Genomic DNA, 19,046 nt, shown 5'->3' on the forward strand with positions numbered 1-19,046 from the left:
AGTGCCGCCTCCTCCGCCCCACTCCCACCGACCGGAGGTCCCAGCATGAGCACGTTCTCCCTCGACCCGGGCCCCGACCAGATCGCGGTGCGCGACTGGATCCACGGTTTCGCCGCCGATGTGATGCGTCCGGCTGCGGCGGAGTGGGACGAGCGCGAGGAGACGCCCTGGCCGATCATCCAGGAGGCCGCCAAAATCGGCCTGTACTCCCTGGACTTCTACGCCCAGCAGTACTTCGACCCCTCCGGCGTGGGCATCCCGATCACCATGGAGGAGCTGTTCTGGGGCGATGCGGGCCTGGGCCTGGCCATCGTCGGCACCACGCTGGCCTGCGTCTCGGTGCTCGCCAACGGCACCGACGAGCAGATCGGTACCTGGGCCCCGCAGATGTTCGGCACCCCGGACGACGTGAAGGTGGCCGCCTTCTGCTCCTCCGAGCCGGACGCCGGCTCGGACGTCTCCGCGCTGCGCACCAAGGCCGTCTACGACGAGGCCAAGGACGAGTGGGAGCTCAACGGCACCAAGACCTGGGCCACCAACGGTGGCATCGCCCACGTGCACGTGGTGGTCGCCACCGTCGACCCCACGCTGGGCGCGCGCGGTCAGGCCTCCTTCGTCATCCCGCCGGGCACGGCGGGGCTGAGCCAGGGTCAGAAGTTCAAGAAGCACGGCATCCGGGCCTCGCACACCGCCGAGGTCGTGCTCGACGGCGTCCGCATCCCCGGCAGCTGCCTGCTCGGCGGCAAGGAGAAGCTCGACGAGCGCCTGGCCAGGGCCCGCGAGGGCGTGCGCGGTGCTTCGAAGGGCAAGGGCGCCCGCAACGCGGCGATGGCCACCTTCGAGGCCTCCCGTCCGGCCGTCGGCGCCCAGGCAGTGGGCATCGCCCGGGCCGCGTACGAGGTGGCCCTCGACTACGCCAAGACCCGGGTGCAGTTCGGCCGCCCGATCATCGAGAACCAGGGCATCGCCTTCCAGCTGGCCGACATGAAGACCCGGATCGACGCGGCCCGGCTGCTGGTCTGGCGGGCCTCCTGGATGGCCACCAACAACATCCCGTTCGAGTCGGCCGAGGGCTCGATGTCCAAGCTCTACGCGGGGGAGACGGCCAAGGCCGTCACCGCGCAGGCGATGCAGATCCTCGGCGGCAACGGCTACACCCGGGAGTACCCGGTGGAGCGGATGCACCGGGACAGCGCGATCTACTCGATCTTCGAGGGCACCAGCGAGATCCAGCGGCTGGTGATCGCCCGGAGCATCTCCGGGATGCCGATCCGGTAGCCGGGGCCGGGGTCGTGGTCGGGGCTGCCCCCGGGGCCGGGATCGGGCTCCGGGCCGGCCTCGGGAGTGGGACCGGTCCCGGAGCGGGTCGGTCTCAGAACCGGGGTTCGCGCCGTTCGAGGAAGGCGGCCAGGCCCTCCCGGACGTCCGGGGTCTCGCGGGAGGCGCGCTCCCAGGGGGCGAGGGCCTCCGCCGCCGCCTCGGGCGGGCCGGCCAGGGCGGCCTTGACCGCGCCGATGGTCTGCTGCGAACGGCGGGTCAGCAGCCGGGCGAACTCCAGCGCGCGGTCGTCCAGCCGGTCGGCGGGCAGCACCTCGTCCACCAGGCCGAACAGCTCGGCGCGGCGGGCGTCCACCAACTCCCCGGAGAGGAGCAGGTACTTGGCCCGGGCCACCCCGACCAACCGGGCCAGCCGGACGGTGGGCACCGCCGGGTAGACCACGCCGAGCTTGGCGGGCGTGATGCCGAGCCGGGCGTCCTCGGCCGCGAACCGCAGGTCGCAGGCGGCGGCCAACTGGCAGCCGCCACCCACGCAGTAGCCGTGCACCACGGCGATGGTCGGATGCGGGAAGGCGGCCAGCGCCTCCTCGGCCGCGACCCCGACCGCGTGGTACTCGTCCGCGGCCTGCGGATCGCCGTAGACCCCGGCCAGTTCGGCGATGTCCGCGCCCGCGCTGAAGGTGCCCCCGGCCCCGGTCAGCAGCAGCGCCCGGACCTCCGGCCGCTCGGCCAGCTGCGCCAGCACGGCCGGGAGGGCCTGCCACATCGCCTTCGTGACGGCGTTGCGCCGCGCCGGGCGGTCCAGCACCAGGGTCGCGACGCCGCCCTCGGCGAGGTGCGCCCGCAGACCGTCCACGCCGGTGTCCAGCGCGGTCGTCGGCGGCGTGGTGAGCGGTGGCACGGCGGGGCCTCCCGGGGCTGGCTGGGTCAGCGGGGCCCGCAGCTGGGATGCCGGGGCCCACGGCTGTGCCGGCGGGGCCCGCAGCTCGGTCGGCGGGGCCCGCGGCTGGATTGGCGGGGCCCGCTCAGCCTTCCACAGCGGCTGTGGACGGCACCACGGCCGTCACTGTGATCTCCACCAACTGACCCGTGTAGCCCAGGGTGCTGACGCCGAGCAGGGTGGAGGTGTGCGGACCGGCCGACAGACCGGACTCCAGGACCACCTCCCAGACCTCGGAGAGCGGCCCCGGCGCATCGGCCACCACGTACACCGTGGAGGCCACCACGTGCTCCAGCCCGCTGCCCACGTGGGCCAGCGCCACCGCCAGATTCGCCAGCACCTGCCGGGCCTGGGCCACGTGGTCGCCGGGCCCGACCAGTGCGCCGGCCGGGTCCAGCGGGACGCCGCCGGCCAGGAAGGCGAGCTGCTCACCGGCCGCGACGAGGGCCGTGTGGGCGTAGCCGGGTGGCGGGAAGAGGGCGGGGACGACGCTGTGCCGGGCCATCGACGGGCTCCTCGGGCGGATCGGGTACGGGGCGAGTCCAGGGGATCGCGTACAGGGGATCGGGTACAGGGGTGGCTCGATTCTTCGCAGCCGCCCCGCACGCTGTCACCTGGATTTCGGCCCCGGGCCGTCCGGTCAGCCCTGGGCGTCGGCGGTCTTGAGGGGCCACTCGTGGCGGAGCAGCGACCAGAGCTCCTCGTCGTGGCGGACGCCGTTGTGCAGGTAGTACTCGCGCAGGACGCCGTCCAGGTGCATGCCCATCCGCTCGGCGACGGCGCGGCTGCGCAGGTTGTCGGTGGTGTTCCACCACTCGATGCGGTGGAGGCCGCGCTCCAGGAAGGCGTAGTCGATCAGGTGCCGGACGGCGGCGCTGATCAGGCCCTTGCCCTCGCCGGCCGGCTCCGTCCAGACACCGATCTCGCAGTTGCCGCTGGGGGCGTTGAAGCTCACGAACATCACGCCGCCGACCAGCGTGCCCTCCAGCCAGATCCCGTAGATCCGCCCGGTGTCGGTGGCCTGCCGGTCGGCGTAGCCCTGGAGGGTGGCCCGGGCCGAGTCCAGGTCGGTGGAGCGGGAGGCCCACGGGATCCACGGGTCGATGGTGGCCCGACCCCGGTCGATGTGCGCCAGGAACTCGGCGGCCTGCCACGGCTCCAGCGGGCGCAGCTCGGCGCCGGGGGCGAGCGGGATCGCGTACATGGTGCCTCCAGATGGGGGTGGGAGGGCTTCAGAGTACATAACAAACGTTTGGTAGGTACCCTGTTCCCCATGCCGCCAGCCCGTGGAGACCATGAAGCCCGCCGCGCCGAAGTCTCCGAGGCGGTGTGGCAGGTGCTGGCCGAACGCGGCTTCGGCGGCCTGACGCTGCGGGCGGTGGCCGGGCAGATGGGGGCCACGACCGGCCTGCTGACCCACTACTTCCCGAGCAAGCGTGCGCTGGTGGTCTACGCGTTGGACGTGCTGGCGCAGCGCACCGAGACGCGGGTGCGGCCGGCGGTCGAGGCGTTGGGGCGCTCGGCTTCCGGGGCACCGGGCTCCGGGGCACCGGGCTCCGGGGCGCCGGCTGCTGAGCGGCCTGGTGCTGCGGTGTCGGACGGTGGGGTGTCGGGTGGCTCGGCTTCGGGCGGCTCGGGGGCGGGTGGCTCGGCTTCGGGCGGCTCGGCGTCGGGGGTGGGGGCGGGCGGGTCGGTGTCGGGGTTGGCGATGCTGCGGGCGGTGCTGCTGGACGTCCTGCCGTTGGAGCCCGAGTCGGCGGCGAGCAACCGGATCTGGGTGGGTTCCTGGGACACGGCGCTGGCCGACCCGGAGCTGGCGGCGGAGCACGCGGAGCGGTACCGGCGGTCCCGGGCCCGGATGGCGGTGCACGTGGCGGCGGCGCAGGCGGCCGGGGAGCTGCCGGACGGGGTGCCGGCGGCGGATCTCGCGGCGGCGGCGCAGGGGTTCGTGCTGGGATTGGTGGTGCAGGCGCTGTTCGCTCCGGCCGAGTACCCGGCGGAGCGGCAGGTGGCGCTGTTGGACGGCTACTTGGACGGTCTGCGGGCGCGTCGGTAGGTGAGGGACCGGCGTGGGCGGGCCCCGGGGCGGGCGGCGCCGGTGCCGCTGGCGGGTGCGAGCCCGGTGGGGCTGCCGGCCTGGCAGAAACAGGGTGGTGCCCCCAGCAGGATTCGAACCTGCGACCTACCGCTTAGAAGGCGGGTGCTCTATCCGCTGAGCTATGGGGGCGTGGCGGGCATCCGCCCGGGGTGGGCGTCGGCCGGATGGGGGCGGTGAACCCTCGCCCTGCCCGCGACAGGATGTTCCGGGACAGGATAAGGGGGCCGCGATACTCCCCTTGGTCTTCCGGCACCGCGCCGGGAGTGTCGACCTCGGTGAGCGGTCCGATAATCGCAGGTAAGCGGCTGGGTATGCAGCGGTCTGACGGGTTCCGACGCGGGACGTTGTGCAGTCGTTACGGGGCTGTCGCCCCACCCGTTATGGATTCGGTGCGGACAATGCCCGGGAAGACCGGCCGGGTGGGGGCGGATTTCGCTCCCGGGGCCCGTTCCGCCGGTCGGATGAACGGGCTCCGACCTGCTGTGCGGCCGTCCGTTCGGGCCACCTGCACAGGATCGTGATCGGATCGTAGGCACCCGTGTACAGCGCGTACAGAGCGGTGGACGGTGGCCATCGGCGCGGGTGACGCGCGGCTCGCGGCGGCCTCCTGCAGGGTGCCCTTAGTTGTCATGCTCGGGGAAGGGGGTGCTTCTGCCCCCTTTGGGGGGTCTGGTCGGGGTAAAGCCCGGAAGGGTCATTTCCGAATCCGTTTCACTCCGGAGAGTGACCTGACATATCCACATGCCCGGGTTATCCACAGATTTTCGTTGGAGCTGGCGGGTTTTCGGTCGGTGGGTCACTCTCCTCGCATCGGCGATTCCGCTGGGTGATTCCCGAAGGGACGGAGGGTGTTCCGTGAACGAGACCTCGGTGACGATGGTCGGCAATGTGGCGTCCGGGGTGAGCTACAAGCAAACCCCGGCCGGAGTGCCGGTGGCGAACTTCCGAATGGCGACGACCGAGCGCCGTTTCGATCGCTCGGCCGGCGATTGGATCGACGGCGAGACGATCTGGGTCACCGTGGTGGCCTGGCGCTGGCTGGCCACCAATGTGGTGAGTTCGCTCAACAAGGGCGATCCCGTGGTGGTGAGCGGGCGGCTGAGAGTCCGGGAGTGGGGCGAGGAGGAGAAGAAGCACACCGCGATCGAGATCGACGCCCGCGTGGTGGGCCACGATCTGGGGCGCGGCACCTCGGCCTTCCGCTGGGCGGTGCAGGCCCGGCCGGAGTTGGTGGCGGGGCGAGCGGGCCCTGAGGAGCAGCCCGTGCTCGCGGCGTCGGTATCCACGGCGGCGTCGGTGCCAGTCCCGGCGGCCGCGGCGGTCGGGGTGCCGCCGGGCGAGGTGGTTCCGCCCCCGGTGGTGGCTGTTCCGGCTCCGGCGGCGAGGGCTGCGCCGCTGGCGGCAGCCCCGGCCGCCCCTGCTCCGGCACCCCTGCCCGGTGGGGCGGAGCCGGTCGAGGATGCGTTGCCCGCCTGGATCGTGGCGGCGGTCGAGGGCCGTCGGGCGGAGGGGGTGGTCATCGGTGGCAGTGGCATCAGCAGCGGCATCAGCAGTGGTGCCGGCGATGCCCTCGGCGGTGGCACCGACCCGGAGGTCCGGGCTGCCGGCGCGGTCGTCCAGGCGGCGGAGGAGGTGATCGGTGCGGCACGGGAGGATGCCGATGGTGACATTGCGTGTACCGACCGTGTCCCGGTGGGTTGAGCCCCGCCGCCCCCGCCAGGGCGGCACTTCCCGGGGCGAAGAGTGCGCACCGGCAGGGCTCGCCTGATTGCCGGTGGGATTCTGTTGAGCCGTCAACTCAACTCGTGGTGCAGCTCCTTGATAACAATACAGATACGAGGCCTTGCCCCGGCCCGGCCGGACCGTTTGGCGCGGCCCCGGCTCAATAGGTCCCGGCATCACGCGGGGCGCCTCGGCGCGCTCCGCGGCCCCGCATTGCGGAGCCCTCCGGCGGTGGGCCCGGTCCGCTGCAACGGATCATTCATCCCCACCCGCCGGAGGTGCCGCCCGTCGGATATCCACCCGCTGTCATGATCGCGTCCGCCGGGTCGGCGGACGCGGAATCCCGGCGGCCGGGCCGGCGGGCACCGCGCTTCCGGCGAGTCCGGGGGTGCCCGAGATGTCGTGCGGTCGGTGCGGTCGGTGCGGCTCGGGGCGTCCTGGAGCGTCCTGGGTTCGCGGCCGCGGTGCGGCTCTGGTGTGGGTTCGGCTCCTCCGCGGCTCGGCGCGAGCCGGCGGGCTGGGTGTCGACGAGTCCGGGCGTCGGGGCTCCCGGCGTACGCCGGGGCATGGCCGTCGTCCGGCCCGCCCCCGCTGCTCGGGGCAGAGCGGGGCTGCTCGGGCAGGGGCGGCCGTACCGGCGGTCCGGGTGGTGGCCGGGCCCGCGCGCCCGCGTGGCCTGCGAGGCGGCGGAGGTCACCGGGCCCGTCGTGGGCGGCCCGTCGCTCCCCGGGGTGGATGCCAGGCCCGGAACTCGGTGCGGGAGGCCCGGCGGGGTGCGGCACAATGGAAAGGTTGCAACTCGAATACACCCGACGACGCCGGAGCGATCTCACGTGGCGGAATACATCTACACCATGCGCAAGGTGCGCAAGGCCCACGGCGACAAGGTCATCCTTGACGACGTGTTCCTCAGCTTCCTCCCCGGAGCGAAGATCGGCGTCGTCGGCCCCAACGGCGCCGGTAAGTCCACCGTGCTGAAGATGATGGCCGGCCTGGACCAGCCGTCCAACGGTGAGGCCTTCCTCTCTCCCGGCTACACCGTCGGCATGCTCCTCCAGGAGCCTCCGCTCGACGAGTCCAAGACGGTCCTGGAGAACGTCCAGGACGGCGTCAAGGAGACCAAGGGCAAGCTCGACCGGTTCAACGAGATCGCCGAGCTGATGGCGACCGACTACTCCGACGCGCTGCTCGAGGAGATGGGCAAGCTCCAGGAGGACCTGGACCACGCCGAGGCCTGGGACCTGGACGCCCAGCTCGAGCAGGCCATGGACGCGCTGGGCTGCCCGCCCGGCGACTGGCCGGTCACCAGCCTCTCCGGTGGTGAGCGCCGCCGCGTCGCGCTCTGCAAGCTGCTGCTCGAGGCCCCCGACCTGCTGCTCCTCGACGAGCCCACCAACCACCTCGACGCCGAGTCGGTGAACTGGCTGGAGCAGCACCTGGCCAAGTACAAGGGCACCGTCGTTGCCGTCACCCACGACCGGTACTTCCTCGACCACGTCGCCGAGTGGATCCTCGAGCTCGACCGTGGCCGCGCGTACCCGTACGAGGGCAACTACTCCACCTACCTGGAGACAAAGCAGACCCGTCTCAAGGTCGAGGGCCAGAAGGACGCCAAGCGCGCCAAGCGGCTCAAGGAAGAGCTGGAGTGGGTCCGCTCCAACGCCAAGGGCCGCCAGGCCAAGTCCAAGGCCCGTCTCGCCCGCTACGAGGAGATGGCGGCCGAGGCCGACAAGATGCGGAAGCTGGACTTCGAGGAGATCCAGATCCCGCCGGGCCCGCGCCTGGGCAGCATCGTGGTCGAGGTCGACAAGCTCAACAAGGCCTTCGGCGAGAAGGTGCTGATCGAGGACCTCTCCTTCACCCTGCCGCGCAACGGCATCGTCGGTGTGATCGGCCCGAACGGCGCCGGCAAGACCACGCTCTTCAAGATGCTGCAGGACCTGGAGACCCCGGACTCCGGCACCGTCAAGGTCGGCGAGACCGTCAAGATCAGCTACGTCGACCAGAGCCGCGCCAACATCGACCCGAAGAAGACCCTGTGGGAGGTCGTCTCCGACGGCCTCGACTGGATCAACGTCGGCCAGGTCGAGATGCCCTCCCGCGCCTACGTCTCGGCGTTCGGCTTCAAGGGCCCGGACCAGCAGAAGCCGGCCGGCGTGCTCTCCGGTGGTGAGCGCAACCGCCTCAACCTGGCGCTGACCCTCAAGCAGGGCGGCAACCTGCTGCTCCTCGACGAGCCCACCAACGACCTCGACGTCGAGACGCTCTCCTCGCTGGAGAACGCCCTGCTCGAGTTCCCGGGCTGCGCCGTGGTCATCTCCCACGACCGCTGGTTCCTGGACCGAGTGGCCACCCACATCCTCGCCTACGAGGGCGAGAGCAAGTGGTTCTGGTTCGAGGGCAACTTCGAGTCCTACGAGAAGAACAAGGTCGACCGACTGGGCGCCGACGCCGCCCGTCCGCACCGGGCCACCTACAAGAAGCTGACCCGAGGCTGACCTCCGCGGCGCCGTGCGGCGGGCAGCGACGCCCGCCGCACGGTGTACGCGTAGGCGCAACGCACGCGCAACACCGGCCCGGCAGGCTGCCCACGGAGGCGGTCGGCCGGGCCGCCGCCCGCACTGAGCTCCTTGCGGGCCGTCAAGCTTGAGGAGAGCGCTCGTGGCACGCCACATCTACGCCTGCCCCCTGCGGTGGTCCGACATGGACGCCTTCGGACACGTGAACAACGTGGTCTTCCTGCGCTACCTGGAGGAGGCCCGGATCGACTTCATGTTCACCCAGGCCGCCGCCGCCGGCGCCGGTGAGTTCGCGGGTGGCTCGGTGGTGGCCCGGCACGAGATCGACTACAAGCGCCCGCTGGTGCACCGGCCCGCCCCGGTCACCATCGAGACCTGGGTGACCAAGATCGGCGGCGCCTCGCTGACGGTCTCCTACGAGATCAAGGACACCGCCGAGGACGGCACCGAGACGGTCTACGTCCGCGCCTCCACCGTCGTCGTCCCCTACGACCTGGCCGAGGGCCGGCCGCGCCGGATCAGCGCCGTGGAGCGCGAGTTCCTCGGCCGCTTCATGGACGCTGCGGAGGACGCGGTCGAGCCGCAGGCCGTCGCGGCCTGACGGCCTGCGGCTCGACCGCGTCCTCCGGGCACGCTCCCGGAGCACCGGGTGCTCCCGGCCACTGGCCCATGCCTGCCAGTGGCGACCGTCGGCCCGGTGACTCTCCGGGCCCCGACCGTCCCCGCACCCCACCGTTCGCCCCCACTGTCCACCCCCACGACCTCAGTGAGCTGATCCGTTGACCACGAACACCAGCCTTCCGCTCGCCGACTCCGGGGAGGCCGCCGACCTCGTCGCCTTCCTGACCCGCCTGCTGCGCTTCGACCGGGCGGCGGCCGTCCGGCTGCAGGCCGTGGCGGGCGGCGGGGGAGCCGACCCGGTGGGGGCGGACGGCGTGGTCGCGGTGTTCGGGCGGCTGCCGCTCGGGAGCACGGGGGCGTTGGCGATCCGGACGGCCCGGCTGGCCAGGTTCGACTCGGCGGTCGACCTGACGGTCTCCGCCGGGCAGTTGCTCGAGGGCGTGGACACCGAGGCGGCCGAGCTCCGGCTGCCCGCGCCGGTCACCGGCCCGTCCTGGGCCGGTCTGCTGCCGCCCCGGGCGGGATGGGAGCTGGTGGGTGAGCCCGCCGCCCTGGCCGTGGCGCCGGAGGTGACGGCCGCCGTCCGGGAGTTCCGCGAGCGCAGCGAGGCCGTCCCGGAGCACCACCGCACCCGAACCGTGCTAGACGGCCTGGCGGACGAGATCTGGGCCCGCCCCCTCGCCGCTCAGCCCGAGCTCCCGCTGCGGGCGGCCCACGCGGCCTACGTGATCGGTTTCCTCACTCCGCAGTCCACGCTGACGGTCCATCGGGCCGGCGCCTGGCGCCGCCTCAGCTGCCCGGCCGGTTCGATCGCCGTCCGCAGCACGGCAGCCCTCGGGGCGGGCCTGGGCCTCACGCCCCTGCGGTAGCCGTCCGGGCGGGGATTCGGGCCACGTGCGCCCGCCTCCCACCGGCCCGATCGACCCTCCCACCGGCCCGCCGGGAGCCCCCGGCGGGGTCCGGCCGGCGCCTCGGGCGCCCCGCCCCGGCCGGCGGTCAGCCGGCGGTGTTGACCATCGAGGCGGCGGCGTAGGTCAGGTAGTCCCAGAGCTGCTCCTCGGCCTCGGCCGGGAGGCGCAGCTCGTCGACGGCGACGCGCATGTGCTTGAGCCAGGCGTCGTGGGCGGCCTGGTCGACGCGGAACGGGGCGTGCCGCATCCGCAGGCGCGGGTGGCCGCGGTGGTCGCTGTAGGTGCGGGGGCCACCCCAGTACTGCATGAGGAAGAGGGCCAGCCGCTCCTCGGCCGGGCCGAGGTCCTCCTCCGGGTACATCGGGCGCAGCAACTCGTCCTCGGCGACACCCTGGTAGAAGCGGTGCACCAGCCGCCGGAAGGTCGGCTCTCCGCCGACGGCGTCGTAGAAGGTCTCCTCGGGAAGCGTGCCACGCCGGATCTCAGTCACCCGACCATGGTCGCAGACGCCCGAGGGGGCGTACACCGAGACTTTCGGCGTACGCCCCCTCGGGGCCGGCTGGCAGTTCCCGCCGGTGCCGGCGGGCGACGGTTACGCGTCGTCCCAGCGGAAGAACTTCCAGGAGATCGCGGTCAGCACGGCCGCGAAGAGCAGCAGCCCGCCCATCGAGGGCAGGATGTCCATCACCCCGCCGCCCTTGGTCAGCACCGACTGCGCGGAGGTGACCAGGTAGCGCAGCGGCAGCACCCGGGAGACGTCCTGGAGCCAGGTCGGGGCGCCGTCGAGCGGGAAGAACGCCCCGGCCAGGAAGGACATCGGCAGCACGATGACCTGGTTGATGCCGTTGGCAGCCTCCTCGCTCTTGGCGATCGAGCCGGTGAGCAGGCCGATCGACATGAAGGCGATGGTGGAGCAGACCACGACCGGGATGACCAGCGGCCAGTTGCCGGTCAGCTTGAGGCCGAAGAACGGCGTGGTGGCCACCACCAGGAAGATCGCGGTCTGGGCGAGCGAGACCGCCACCGAGACGGTGACCCGGGCCGCGACCACCGCGCCGATGCTGACCGGCGCCAGCCGCAGGCGCCGCAGCACCCGCTTCTTGCGCCAGTTCACCAGCGTGAACGAGGTGCCGAAGACGGCACCGGTGGCGATCGCCCAGCCCAGCAGACCCGGCGTCAGGTACTGGATCGGCTTGAGCGACTCGTCCTCGACCTGGGCGAGGCTGAGCGCGTACTTGGGGGCCTGGCCGGTGGCGGCCAGGTTGGCGCCGTTCACCAGGTCGCCGGCGATGGTCTGGACGACGCCGGACTTGACCTGGTCGGAGGCGCTGTAGCGGACGGTGATCCTGCCGTCCGCGTCCTGCTCGATCACGCCGTCCAGGTCGCCCTTGCGGAGCTTGGCCAGGGCCGCGTCGGCGTCGGTGTACTTGGTGACGGCGATGCTCTTGTCGAGCTTTGCCCGGGCGTCGGCGGGCAGCCCGTCGAGCACCTGCACCTGGCCGACCTCGCCGAACTTCACGTGCGAGGCTCCGGCGCTCTTGAAGAGGGCCCCGAAGAGCAGCAGGAACATCAGCGGCATGGCCAGGGTGAAGAACAGCGCGGTGCGGTCGCGCACGAACCCGAGCATCATCACCCGGGAGAGGCTGACGAAGGAGCTGGCCCGCTCCGACGACTCCGCGTCGCGCGGCGCGGAGCCCTTGGGCCCGGTGGCCGGGCTTTCCGTGGCGGCGCTCATGCGCGGTACTCCCGTCCGGTCAGCTGGAGGAAGACGTCCTCCAGGGTGGCGCCGCGGACTTCCAGGCCGCGCAGGGCGTTGTTGTCCGCGAGGACGGAGAGCACCGGACCGGGGGCACGGGTGGAGAGGGCGAGCGAGACGCCGTTGTCCTCAAGGTTGGCGAAGTCGGCGCCCGCCGCCGTGAGCAGCGAGTCGGCCGCTTCGGTGGTGAGCAGGCCCGATTCGACGCTGACCCGGACGGTGTCGTCGATCTCGCGAACCAGCGCCTGCGGGGCGCCGGTCTTGAGCACCTTGCCGTGGTCCATCACCGAGACGCGGTCGCAGAGCACCTCGGCCTCGTCGAGGTAGTGGGTGGTGAGCACCACCGTGCGGCCCTCGGCGTTGATGTCGCGCAGCAGGTCCCAGAGGTTGCGCCGGGCCTGCGGGTCGAGCCCGGTGGTCGGCTCGTCCAGGAAGACCAGCTCCGGGTCGTGGGCGAGCGCGCAGGCGATGGAGAGGCGCTGGGCCTGCCCGCCGGACATCTTGTCGGTCAGCACCGAGGCGGAGTCGGTCAGCCCGACCCGCTCCAGCATCGCGTCGGCCCGCTTGGGCCCGACGCCGTAGAAGGAGGCGAAGGTGCGGATGGTCTCCCGCGCCGTCAGCTTCACGAAGAAGGCCGAAGCCTGGAACTGGACCCCGATCCGGGGCAGCAGCTTGGGGTTGCGCGGCCAGGGCGCCATGCCCAGCAGCTCGATCCGGCCCTCGTCGGGCTCGCGGATCCCCTCCAGGATCTCCAGCGTGGTGGTCTTGCCGGCCCCGTTCGGGCCCAGAATTCCGTAGAACTCCCCCGGTTCGACGGTGAGAGACACCCCGTCGACCGCTTGTACGTCCCCGTACCGCTTCCGGATCCCGTCAGCGGATATTGCAGCAGTCATGAGCTGGACTTTAGGCCCTCGGACGGCCCCGGCGGAATCGGCTTGAGCGATGCTTGAGGGAGGCCAGGATCGGCCTCCCCCGAGCAACGCCCGAGCAACGCCCGAGCAACGCCCGAGCTTCGTTCAAGGTCGGGTGCGACGCACCGTCAGCTGACGGCGGATCAGGACCGGTGCAACGTGATGGTCGTCCACGCGCCGATGTGGATCCGGTCGCCGTCCGCCAGCGGGATGGCGGTGTGCGGGGGCACCGGGTCGGGGCTGCCGTTGACGGTGGTGCCGTTGGTGGAGTCCTGGTCGACCAGCACCCAGCTGCCGTCCGCCTGCTCGGCGAGCATGGCGTGCTGGTGCGAGGCGCCCGGGTCCTCCGGCGGCACCGACAGGTCGATCTCCGGCACGGTGCCCCGGTGCTGGCTGCGCCGCCCGATCCGCAGCTGCCCGCGCCCGGTCAGCGGGATGCGCCGTTCGGGGCAGTACGGCGGGAAGAACAGCCCGGCCGCCTCCGGGCCGCTGCGGGCCATCATGTCGGTGAAGTAGTCCCGGTCCGCGCTGACCACGGCCATCCAGGTGCTCCGGGCCGGCGGCTGCGGGGGCTGGGCCATCGCGGCCGGGGGCTGCTGGGGAGCCGCCGAGGGCGGGGCCAGCCGGAACGAGGTGGGCGACTGGTCACCGGGGCGCTCGGGCTGGGCGTAGACCGGGCCGGTCTGGTCCAGGCCGTCCGACTCGGGGAAGCCCGCGGTCTGCGGGAACGCCTGCGGCGGCGGGTACCCGTACCCGGCCGGCGGGGCGGGGGCGGCCGGCGGCGGGAAGGGCGCGGGCGGCGGGTAGCCGTACCCGGCCGGCTCGGTCGGGCGGGACTGCCGCTGCGAGGGCGCGGAGAGGTCGAAGTCGTACCCGCACTCCTCGCAGTACCGGCCGGTCTGCGGGGTCCGGCAGATCGGGCAGGTCACCAGCCCGGCGGTGGGCTGCTGGTACGGCCCGGCCTGGTGCGGCGCGGGCTGGTGCTGGCCAGGCTGGTGCTGCTGGTGCGGCGCGGGCTGGTGCTGGCCAGGCTGGTGCGGCGCCTGCTGATGCGGCGCGGGCTGGTGCGGTGCCTGCTGGTACGGGTGCTGCGGGGCCGCCGGGGGAGCGGGCGGGGCCGAGGGCGGCGGGGGCGTGGTGAACGGCGAGGCTCCGGGCAGGCTGACGCCGGTCGGGGCGGTCATCGGGAAACCGCAGAAGTCGCACCAGTCCTCGGCCTGCGACTCGTGTCCCCTCGGGCAGATCGGCATCAGTTCCCCCACACTCCAGCAGGTCCGGTACGACCGGTCACTTCTTCACTCGTACGGTCTTCGTCGACCGGGTCTCGAGGGTCATCGAGTCGGCCGCGCTCACATGGCTACGGAACCGAACCGTACCCTCCTTCGGGTCCACCACGTCGACCACCTTCTGCAGCAGCTTGAAGGTGCCGTCGTTGCCGGTGGCGTGGGCGATCCGCACCGCCGCGCCCAACTTGGCCGTGGCACGGTCGAGATCACCCGCGCGGTGGGCCTCCAGACCCTCCTGGATCGAGGCCGCGAGCTCCGCCTGACCGGTGTAGTGGGCGACCTGCGGACTGATCCGGGTGGAGGAGGCCAGGTCATCGGTCCAGACCGCCCGGACCAGCCCCTGGGAGAGCACCTCGGGCGAGCCGTCCGGCCCGGCCAGCACCAGGCTGATCCGGGCGGCCAGCATCTCGCTGCCCACGGCGGCCGCCGGCACCTCGACGCAGACGTGGTAGTCGCGGCTCTCCTCGCCCCAGGAGCCGGTGGGGTAGTCGCCCGCTCGCGGACCGGCCTCGCTGCGGCGGCCGGTCAGGTCGACCACCTCGGGGGCCACCTGCTTGACGTACTTGACCACCGCGTTGGCCGGAGTCCAGACCCGGAGCCGGACGTCGGCCACGGCCTTGTTCAGCGCGCCGGCCGTCATGGCCCGGAAGTCCTCCGCCAGGCCGTCCGGCTCGGCCACGATGTCGGCGGTGCCGAGCAGGGCGGTCGCGATCTTCCGGAGCTCCTTGACCTCCCACTTGGTGCCCACGCCCCGGCAGTCGGCGGTGAACCGGCCGCTGACCTCGGCCAGCACCCGCTCCAGCTCCTCGGGCGTCTCGTGCTCGTTCTTGCCGTCGGTGAGCAGGATGGCGTGCCGCAGCCCGGCCTGTGGGCGGCTGCGGAAGAGCCGGTCGGCCAGGGTCAGCCAGGTGCCGATCGCGGTGCCGCCGGAGGCGGTGAGCTTGCGCAGCGACTCCTTGGCCTGGCCGCGGGTGGCGGGGGAGGAGACGGCCAGGCCGCCCCCGCCAGGGAAGACCTCCCGGGCCTCGTGGGTGCCCGCGACCACCGCGAAGGCCACCCCGTCGCGCAGGGTGTCGATCGCCGCGGCGGTCGCCTCGCGGGCGGCGCGCAGCTTGGTGGCCGGGTAGTCCATCGAGCCGGAGCAGTCGATCATGAGCACCACCGCCGAGTCGGCGGCGGGCGTGCCCTGCCGCTGCGCGGGCAGGGCGGCGCCGCTCGCGGTGACGGTGACGATCGCGTTGACCTCGCGGGCGCCGACGGCCAGGTACTCGTTCTGGAAGATGTCGACGGCGAAGCTCGGGTGAGGCATCGGTGCTCCTGTCGGAAAGTGGGGCGGGCCGAAGGTGGGGCGGGCCGAGAGTGGGGTCGGCCGAGGGTGGTGAGCCGGGCCTCAGCCCGCCGGGTCGATCGGGAGGACCGCCACCGTGATGTTGTCGTGGCCGCCCGCCGCGAGGGCGTACTCCACCAGCTCCCGGGCCGCCGCCAGCGGCTCGGCGCGGGCGTCGGTGCGGACCACCTCGGCGAGGTCGGTGGCGGCCTCCGCGTAGTTCCACAGGCCGTCCGAGCAGATCAGCAGCACGCCGGGCACGTGCGGGGTGAAGGCGACGGTGTGCGGCTCCAGGTCCTCGGCGTCCGCGCCGAGCCAGCCGGTGATGGCGTGGGCCCGGGGGTCCGCGTACGCCTCCGCCTCACCCACCAGCCCGGCCGCGACCACCCGGGCCGCCCAGGAGTCGTCCTCGGTCAGCCGGTAGGGCTCGGCGCCGGCCCGGTCGTCCGGCACCCAGTAGGCCCGGGTGTCGCCGACCCAGCCGATGGTCACCGCCCCGGCCGTCGAGACCGCGCTCACGTAGGTGCAGGCGGGCGCGTTGAGGCTGCGGCCGGCCGACTGGCGCCCGTCCGTCTTGCCGTCGTGGGCCAGCGCGGTGACGGCCTCGGCCGCCTCGTGGATGGCCGCCCGCATCGCCGAGCCCGGTTCGGCGCCCCGGGCCAGCGAGCCGCGCAGCGCCGTAGCGGCCGCCGTGACCGCCGCCTCGGATGCCTCGTCCGGCCGGGCCGAGGAGGAGACCCCGTCGCAGACCACCGCGAACACCGCCGGCTCGCCCCCCGGCAGGATGGCCGAGGCCAGCGTGAAGGCGTCCTCGTTGCGGTGGTGGCGGCGCCCCCGGTCGCTGACCCCGGCCACGGTCGCCACCCCGTCGGCCCCGGTCAGCGCCTGCTCCTGGTGGTCCCGGGGCTTGGGCTGGCTGCCGCCGCAGGCCTCGCAGTACCCGTCCGCGGCGACCTCGGCGGCGCCGCAGTGCACGCAGGGCACCGCTGCCGGGCCCGGCGGACGGAGGCTGCGGCCGCAGGCGCCGCAGAAGGCGTCCTCCTCGTCCCAGGGCTCGGCACAGCTCGGGCACACGGTCTGCTGAGGCATTCGGTTCACACCCACGTCCGGGGGCGGGCCCGGTTCGCCCGCTCCACCATCTCGATCCTGTACTCGGCCCGGTCGGACAACCGTGCCAACACCCGGTAGGACTGTTCCAGGGCGAACCGTAGTTCCCGTTCGCCGCCCCGGTGTCCGAGCACCTCCACCGTGCCCGACCGCTGCGCCGGATCGGCGAGCACCCAGGCCAGCGCGGTGTCCAGCACCTCGACCGCGAGCTCCTCGCGGCGGCGGGCGTCCAGCGCGAGGGCGGCCAGCTGCGCGGAGCAGCGGGTCAGGTCCGGCCCCAGCGGGTCGCTGCCCGGCCGCCCGCGCAGCCGGGCCCGGACGGCCCCGATCCGGGCGGCCGTGTAGTGCGCCGAGGACTCCGGCACCGCCTCCAGGGCCGCCACCGCGCCCGCCCGGTCGCCGTCCGCCAGCCGCACCCTGGCCAGCCCGAAGGCCGCGCCCACGTACCCCCGGTCGACGGCGGCGACCAGCCGGTAGCACTCGGCCGCCTCGGCCCAGTCGCCGAGCAGCTCGGCGCAGACCGCCAGGGCCAGCTTCGGGGCGGGCTCGCCGGGGAAGGCGTCGTAGACCGCGTCGAAGGACTCGGCGGCCTCCTCGGCCCGTCCGGCGGCCAGCGCCACCAGCCCCCGGTACCAGACCACCCGCCAGTCCTCCGGGTGTTCGCGCTCCAGCTCGGCCAGCCCGTCGGCCGCCCCGGCCGGGTCGCCGAGTTCGAGCCGGGCCCGCAGCGCCCGCAGCGAGAGCTCCACCGAGGGCCCGGCCGCGCCGGTCAGCGCCGCCGCCAGCGCGGTCAGCACCTCGGCGGGTGGCCCGGCCAGCCCGGCCAGCAGCCCGGCGTTGGGGTCGTCGGTGTCCACCCGGGGCAGCGGCAGGGCCGTCGTGGCGGCGGCCGGGTCGAGCGGGGCCCCGGTCAGCTCGGTGTCCACCACCCGCAGCTCCGGCCCGAACAGCTTGGAGACGGCCGGCCGAGCCTGCCCGTCCCGGCGGCTCAGCACCTCCCGCAGCACGCCGGTCAGCTGGTCGGCCATCTCCTCGGCCGAGCCGAACCGGCGGGCCGGGTCCGGGTCGGTGGCGCGGACCAGGAACCGGTAGTACGACTCGTACTCCGCCAGCACCGGCACCTCGGCCTGGGCGGGCAGCTCGTACCGGTAGGTGGAGTTGTAGCCCTGGAAGTCGAAGGTCAGCACCGCGAGGGTGCGGGCCACCGTGTACAGGTCGGAGGCGGGCGAGGGCCCCTCGGCGGCGATCTCCGGGGCCTGGTAGCCGACCGTGCCGTAGATCGGACCGTCGTCGTCGAAGCGACGGACGGCGCCCATGTCGATGATCTTGAGCGAGTCCTCGCTCTGGATCACGTTGTCTATCTTGAAGTCGCAGTAGACCAGCCCCCGCGCATGCAGGTAGCCCAGCGCGGGCAGCGCCTCCAGCGCGTAGGCGATCGCCTGCTCGACCGGCAGCGGGTCGCGCAGGCCGTCCGGGGTGCGGCGCTCGCTCGCGATGTCCTTGAGCGACTTGCCGCCGACGTACTCCATCACGATGTAGCCGTCCACCGTGCCGGTGCGCGGGTCCGGGTACTCGACGAAGTTGATGATGCGGACGATGTTGGGGTGGTCGACCTCGGCCAGGAAGCGGCGTTCGGCGATGGCCACCGCGAGGGCGTCGCGGTCGCCGGTGTCCAGCAGGCCCTTGAGCACCACCCAGCGGTCGCTGACCCGGCGGTCCTGGGCCAGGTAGATCCAGCCGAGGCCGCCGTGGGCCAGGCAGCCGAGGACGGCGTACTGGCCACCGACCAGGTCGCCCGCGCGGAGCTTGGGCGTGAAGGAGTACGGGGTGCCGCACTTGGTGCAGAAGCCGTCCGGGCGGCCGGGTCGGCCGTTCTTCTCCCGGCCGACCGGGAGCTCGCAACTGCTGCAGTACCGCTTGCGCTCGGGCACCGAGGGGTCGACCAGCACCGCGGCGGCCGGATCGGCGGGCGGCACCGGAGGCACCGTCACCAGCCCGGCCCCCAGGTTGCCGCGCCGCGCCGTGGGCGTGCTCCGGGAGGCCGGCACCCGCACCGACGGCCCGCTCCCGGACCCGGTCCGCCCCGAGCGGCTCCGCCCCGATCGCCCCGATCGCCCCGATCGCCCGGACCGGCTGCTGCGGCTCGCCGCACTCCGGCCGGAGGGGGTGTAGGGCTCCGTCCCGGTGGAGACGGCGCTGCCGGTGGTGGCGGGAGCGAGGGCGAGGGGAGCCAGACCGCACTCGTCGCAGTAGCCGTCCGGGTCGATGGTGCCGCCGCAGTCCCGCCCGCAGGGATCACCGGGCCCGCCGGCCCCGCTGCCCACCCCGGTGCTCGGACCGGAGGCCGTGCCCGTCCCGGCGGCGCCGGACGGGCGGCCGGTGCCGACACCGAGCCCCGTCCCGATGCCGGAGGCCGTGCCGGAGAGCGTGCCGGAGGCCGTGCCGGAGAGTGTTCCGGAGGCCGTTCCGGTGGGGCGGGCGGCGGCCAGGCCGCATTCGGTGCAGTAGCCGTCCGGGTCGATGGTGCCCGGGCAGGCGGGTTGGGCGCACGGGTCGTCCGGCATGGGTGG

The 19,046-nt window shown here is 73.3% G+C and carries 16 protein-coding genes and 1 tRNA gene; 6 read left to right on the forward strand and 11 right to left on the reverse strand.

What is annotated here, in order from left to right:
• Positions 1-45: 45 nt before the first annotated feature.
• Positions 46-1,278, forward strand: a complete 1,233-nt coding sequence (locus CFP65_RS26880; RefSeq protein ID WP_104818605.1) for an acyl-CoA dehydrogenase family protein — start codon at positions 46-48, stop codon at positions 1,276-1,278.
• A gap of 94 nt (positions 1,279-1,372) precedes the next feature.
• On the opposite strand, the gene CFP65_RS26885 is transcribed toward CFP65_RS26880, so the two are convergent.
• From CFP65_RS26885 to CFP65_RS26895, 3 genes are all read right to left on the reverse strand, one after another.
• Positions 1,373-2,146, reverse strand: coding sequence for an enoyl-CoA hydratase/isomerase family protein (locus tag CFP65_RS26885; RefSeq protein ID WP_104821150.1), 774 nt, complete (start codon positions 2,144-2,146; stop codon positions 1,373-1,375).
• Between the two features lie 157 nt (positions 2,147-2,303).
• Positions 2,304-2,723 (reverse strand): RidA family protein, encoded by a 420-nt coding sequence (locus tag CFP65_RS26890; protein WP_104818606.1) that lies wholly within the window; start codon positions 2,721-2,723, stop codon positions 2,304-2,306.
• A gap of 135 nt (positions 2,724-2,858) precedes the next feature.
• Entirely contained in the window at positions 2,859-3,422 is a 564-nt protein-coding gene (locus tag CFP65_RS26895) for a GNAT family N-acetyltransferase (RefSeq protein WP_104818607.1), read from the reverse strand.
• 69 nt (positions 3,423-3,491) lie between these two features.
• Here CFP65_RS26895 and CFP65_RS42605 point away from each other — a divergent pair, with 69 nt between their 5' ends.
• Positions 3,492-4,274 (forward strand): TetR family transcriptional regulator C-terminal domain-containing protein, encoded by a 783-nt coding sequence (locus CFP65_RS42605; RefSeq protein WP_371682470.1) that lies wholly within the window; start codon positions 3,492-3,494, stop codon positions 4,272-4,274.
• A gap of 95 nt (positions 4,275-4,369) precedes the next feature.
• On the opposite strand, the gene CFP65_RS26910 is transcribed toward CFP65_RS42605, so the two are convergent.
• A tRNA-Arg gene (locus CFP65_RS26910) sits at positions 4,370-4,445 on the reverse strand.
• 726 nt (positions 4,446-5,171) lie between these two features.
• On the opposite strand from CFP65_RS26910, the gene CFP65_RS26915 reads away from it, so the two are divergent.
• The 4 genes from CFP65_RS26915 to CFP65_RS26930 all read left to right on the forward strand — a co-directional run bounded on the left by CFP65_RS26915 (position 5,172) and on the right by CFP65_RS26930 (position 10,047).
• Positions 5,172-6,017 carry a single-stranded DNA-binding protein gene (locus CFP65_RS26915; protein WP_158702365.1) on the forward strand — a complete coding sequence of 282 codons (846 nt, stop codon included), beginning with the start codon at positions 5,172-5,174 and terminating at the stop codon, positions 6,015-6,017.
• Positions 6,018-6,871: 854 nt separating this feature from the next.
• Entirely contained in the window at positions 6,872-8,536 is a 1,665-nt protein-coding gene (gene ettA, locus CFP65_RS26920) for an energy-dependent translational throttle protein EttA (protein ID WP_104818609.1), read from the forward strand.
• 163 nt (positions 8,537-8,699) lie between these two features.
• Positions 8,700-9,158 carry a thioesterase family protein gene (locus CFP65_RS26925; RefSeq protein WP_104818610.1) on the forward strand — a complete coding sequence of 153 codons (459 nt, stop codon included), beginning with the start codon at positions 8,700-8,702 and terminating at the stop codon, positions 9,156-9,158.
• A 178-nt stretch (positions 9,159-9,336) separates the two neighbouring features.
• Positions 9,337-10,047, forward strand: a complete 711-nt coding sequence (locus tag CFP65_RS26930) for a hypothetical protein (protein ID WP_104818611.1) — start codon at positions 9,337-9,339, stop codon at positions 10,045-10,047.
• Positions 10,048-10,174: 127 nt separating this feature from the next.
• Here the strand turns inward: CFP65_RS26930 and CFP65_RS26935 are convergent, their stop codons facing one another.
• The 7 genes from CFP65_RS26935 to CFP65_RS26965 all read right to left on the reverse strand — a co-directional run bounded on the left by CFP65_RS26935 (position 10,175) and on the right by CFP65_RS26965 (position 19,040).
• Positions 10,175-10,579: a globin gene (locus CFP65_RS26935; protein ID WP_104818612.1), complete on the reverse strand. Its 405-nt coding sequence runs from the start codon at positions 10,577-10,579 to the stop codon at positions 10,175-10,177.
• A gap of 102 nt (positions 10,580-10,681) precedes the next feature.
• Positions 10,682-11,824 carry an ABC transporter permease gene (locus CFP65_RS26940; protein ID WP_104818613.1) on the reverse strand — a complete coding sequence of 381 codons (1,143 nt, stop codon included), beginning with the start codon at positions 11,822-11,824 and terminating at the stop codon, positions 10,682-10,684.
• Positions 11,821-12,738, reverse strand: coding sequence for an ABC transporter ATP-binding protein (locus CFP65_RS26945; protein WP_104818614.1), 918 nt, complete (start codon positions 12,736-12,738; stop codon positions 11,821-11,823). Before CFP65_RS26945 ends, CFP65_RS26940 begins: the two co-directional genes overlap by 4 nt.
• A gap of 161 nt (positions 12,739-12,899) precedes the next feature.
• Positions 12,900-13,940 carry an FHA domain-containing protein gene (locus CFP65_RS26950; protein ID WP_254552583.1) on the reverse strand — a complete coding sequence of 347 codons (1,041 nt, stop codon included), beginning with the start codon at positions 13,938-13,940 and terminating at the stop codon, positions 12,900-12,902.
• Positions 13,941-14,043: 103 nt separating this feature from the next.
• The gene (locus CFP65_RS26955) at positions 14,044-15,351 is read right to left on the reverse strand and encodes a VWA domain-containing protein (protein WP_104818616.1); all 1,308 of its coding nucleotides are present in this window, start codon (positions 15,349-15,351) and stop codon (positions 14,044-14,046) included.
• An 81-nt stretch (positions 15,352-15,432) separates the two neighbouring features.
• The gene (locus tag CFP65_RS26960; protein WP_104818617.1) at positions 15,433-16,458 is read right to left on the reverse strand and encodes a protein phosphatase 2C domain-containing protein; all 1,026 of its coding nucleotides are present in this window, start codon (positions 16,456-16,458) and stop codon (positions 15,433-15,435) included.
• Positions 16,459-16,463: 5 nt separating this feature from the next.
• The gene (locus CFP65_RS26965) at positions 16,464-19,040 is read right to left on the reverse strand and encodes a serine/threonine-protein kinase (RefSeq protein WP_104818618.1); all 2,577 of its coding nucleotides are present in this window, start codon (positions 19,038-19,040) and stop codon (positions 16,464-16,466) included.
• Positions 19,041-19,046 lie beyond the last annotated feature (6 nt).

This window comes from Kitasatospora sp. MMS16-BH015 (assembly GCF_002943525.1).
GTDB lineage: Bacteria > Actinomycetota > Actinomycetes > Streptomycetales > Streptomycetaceae > Kitasatospora.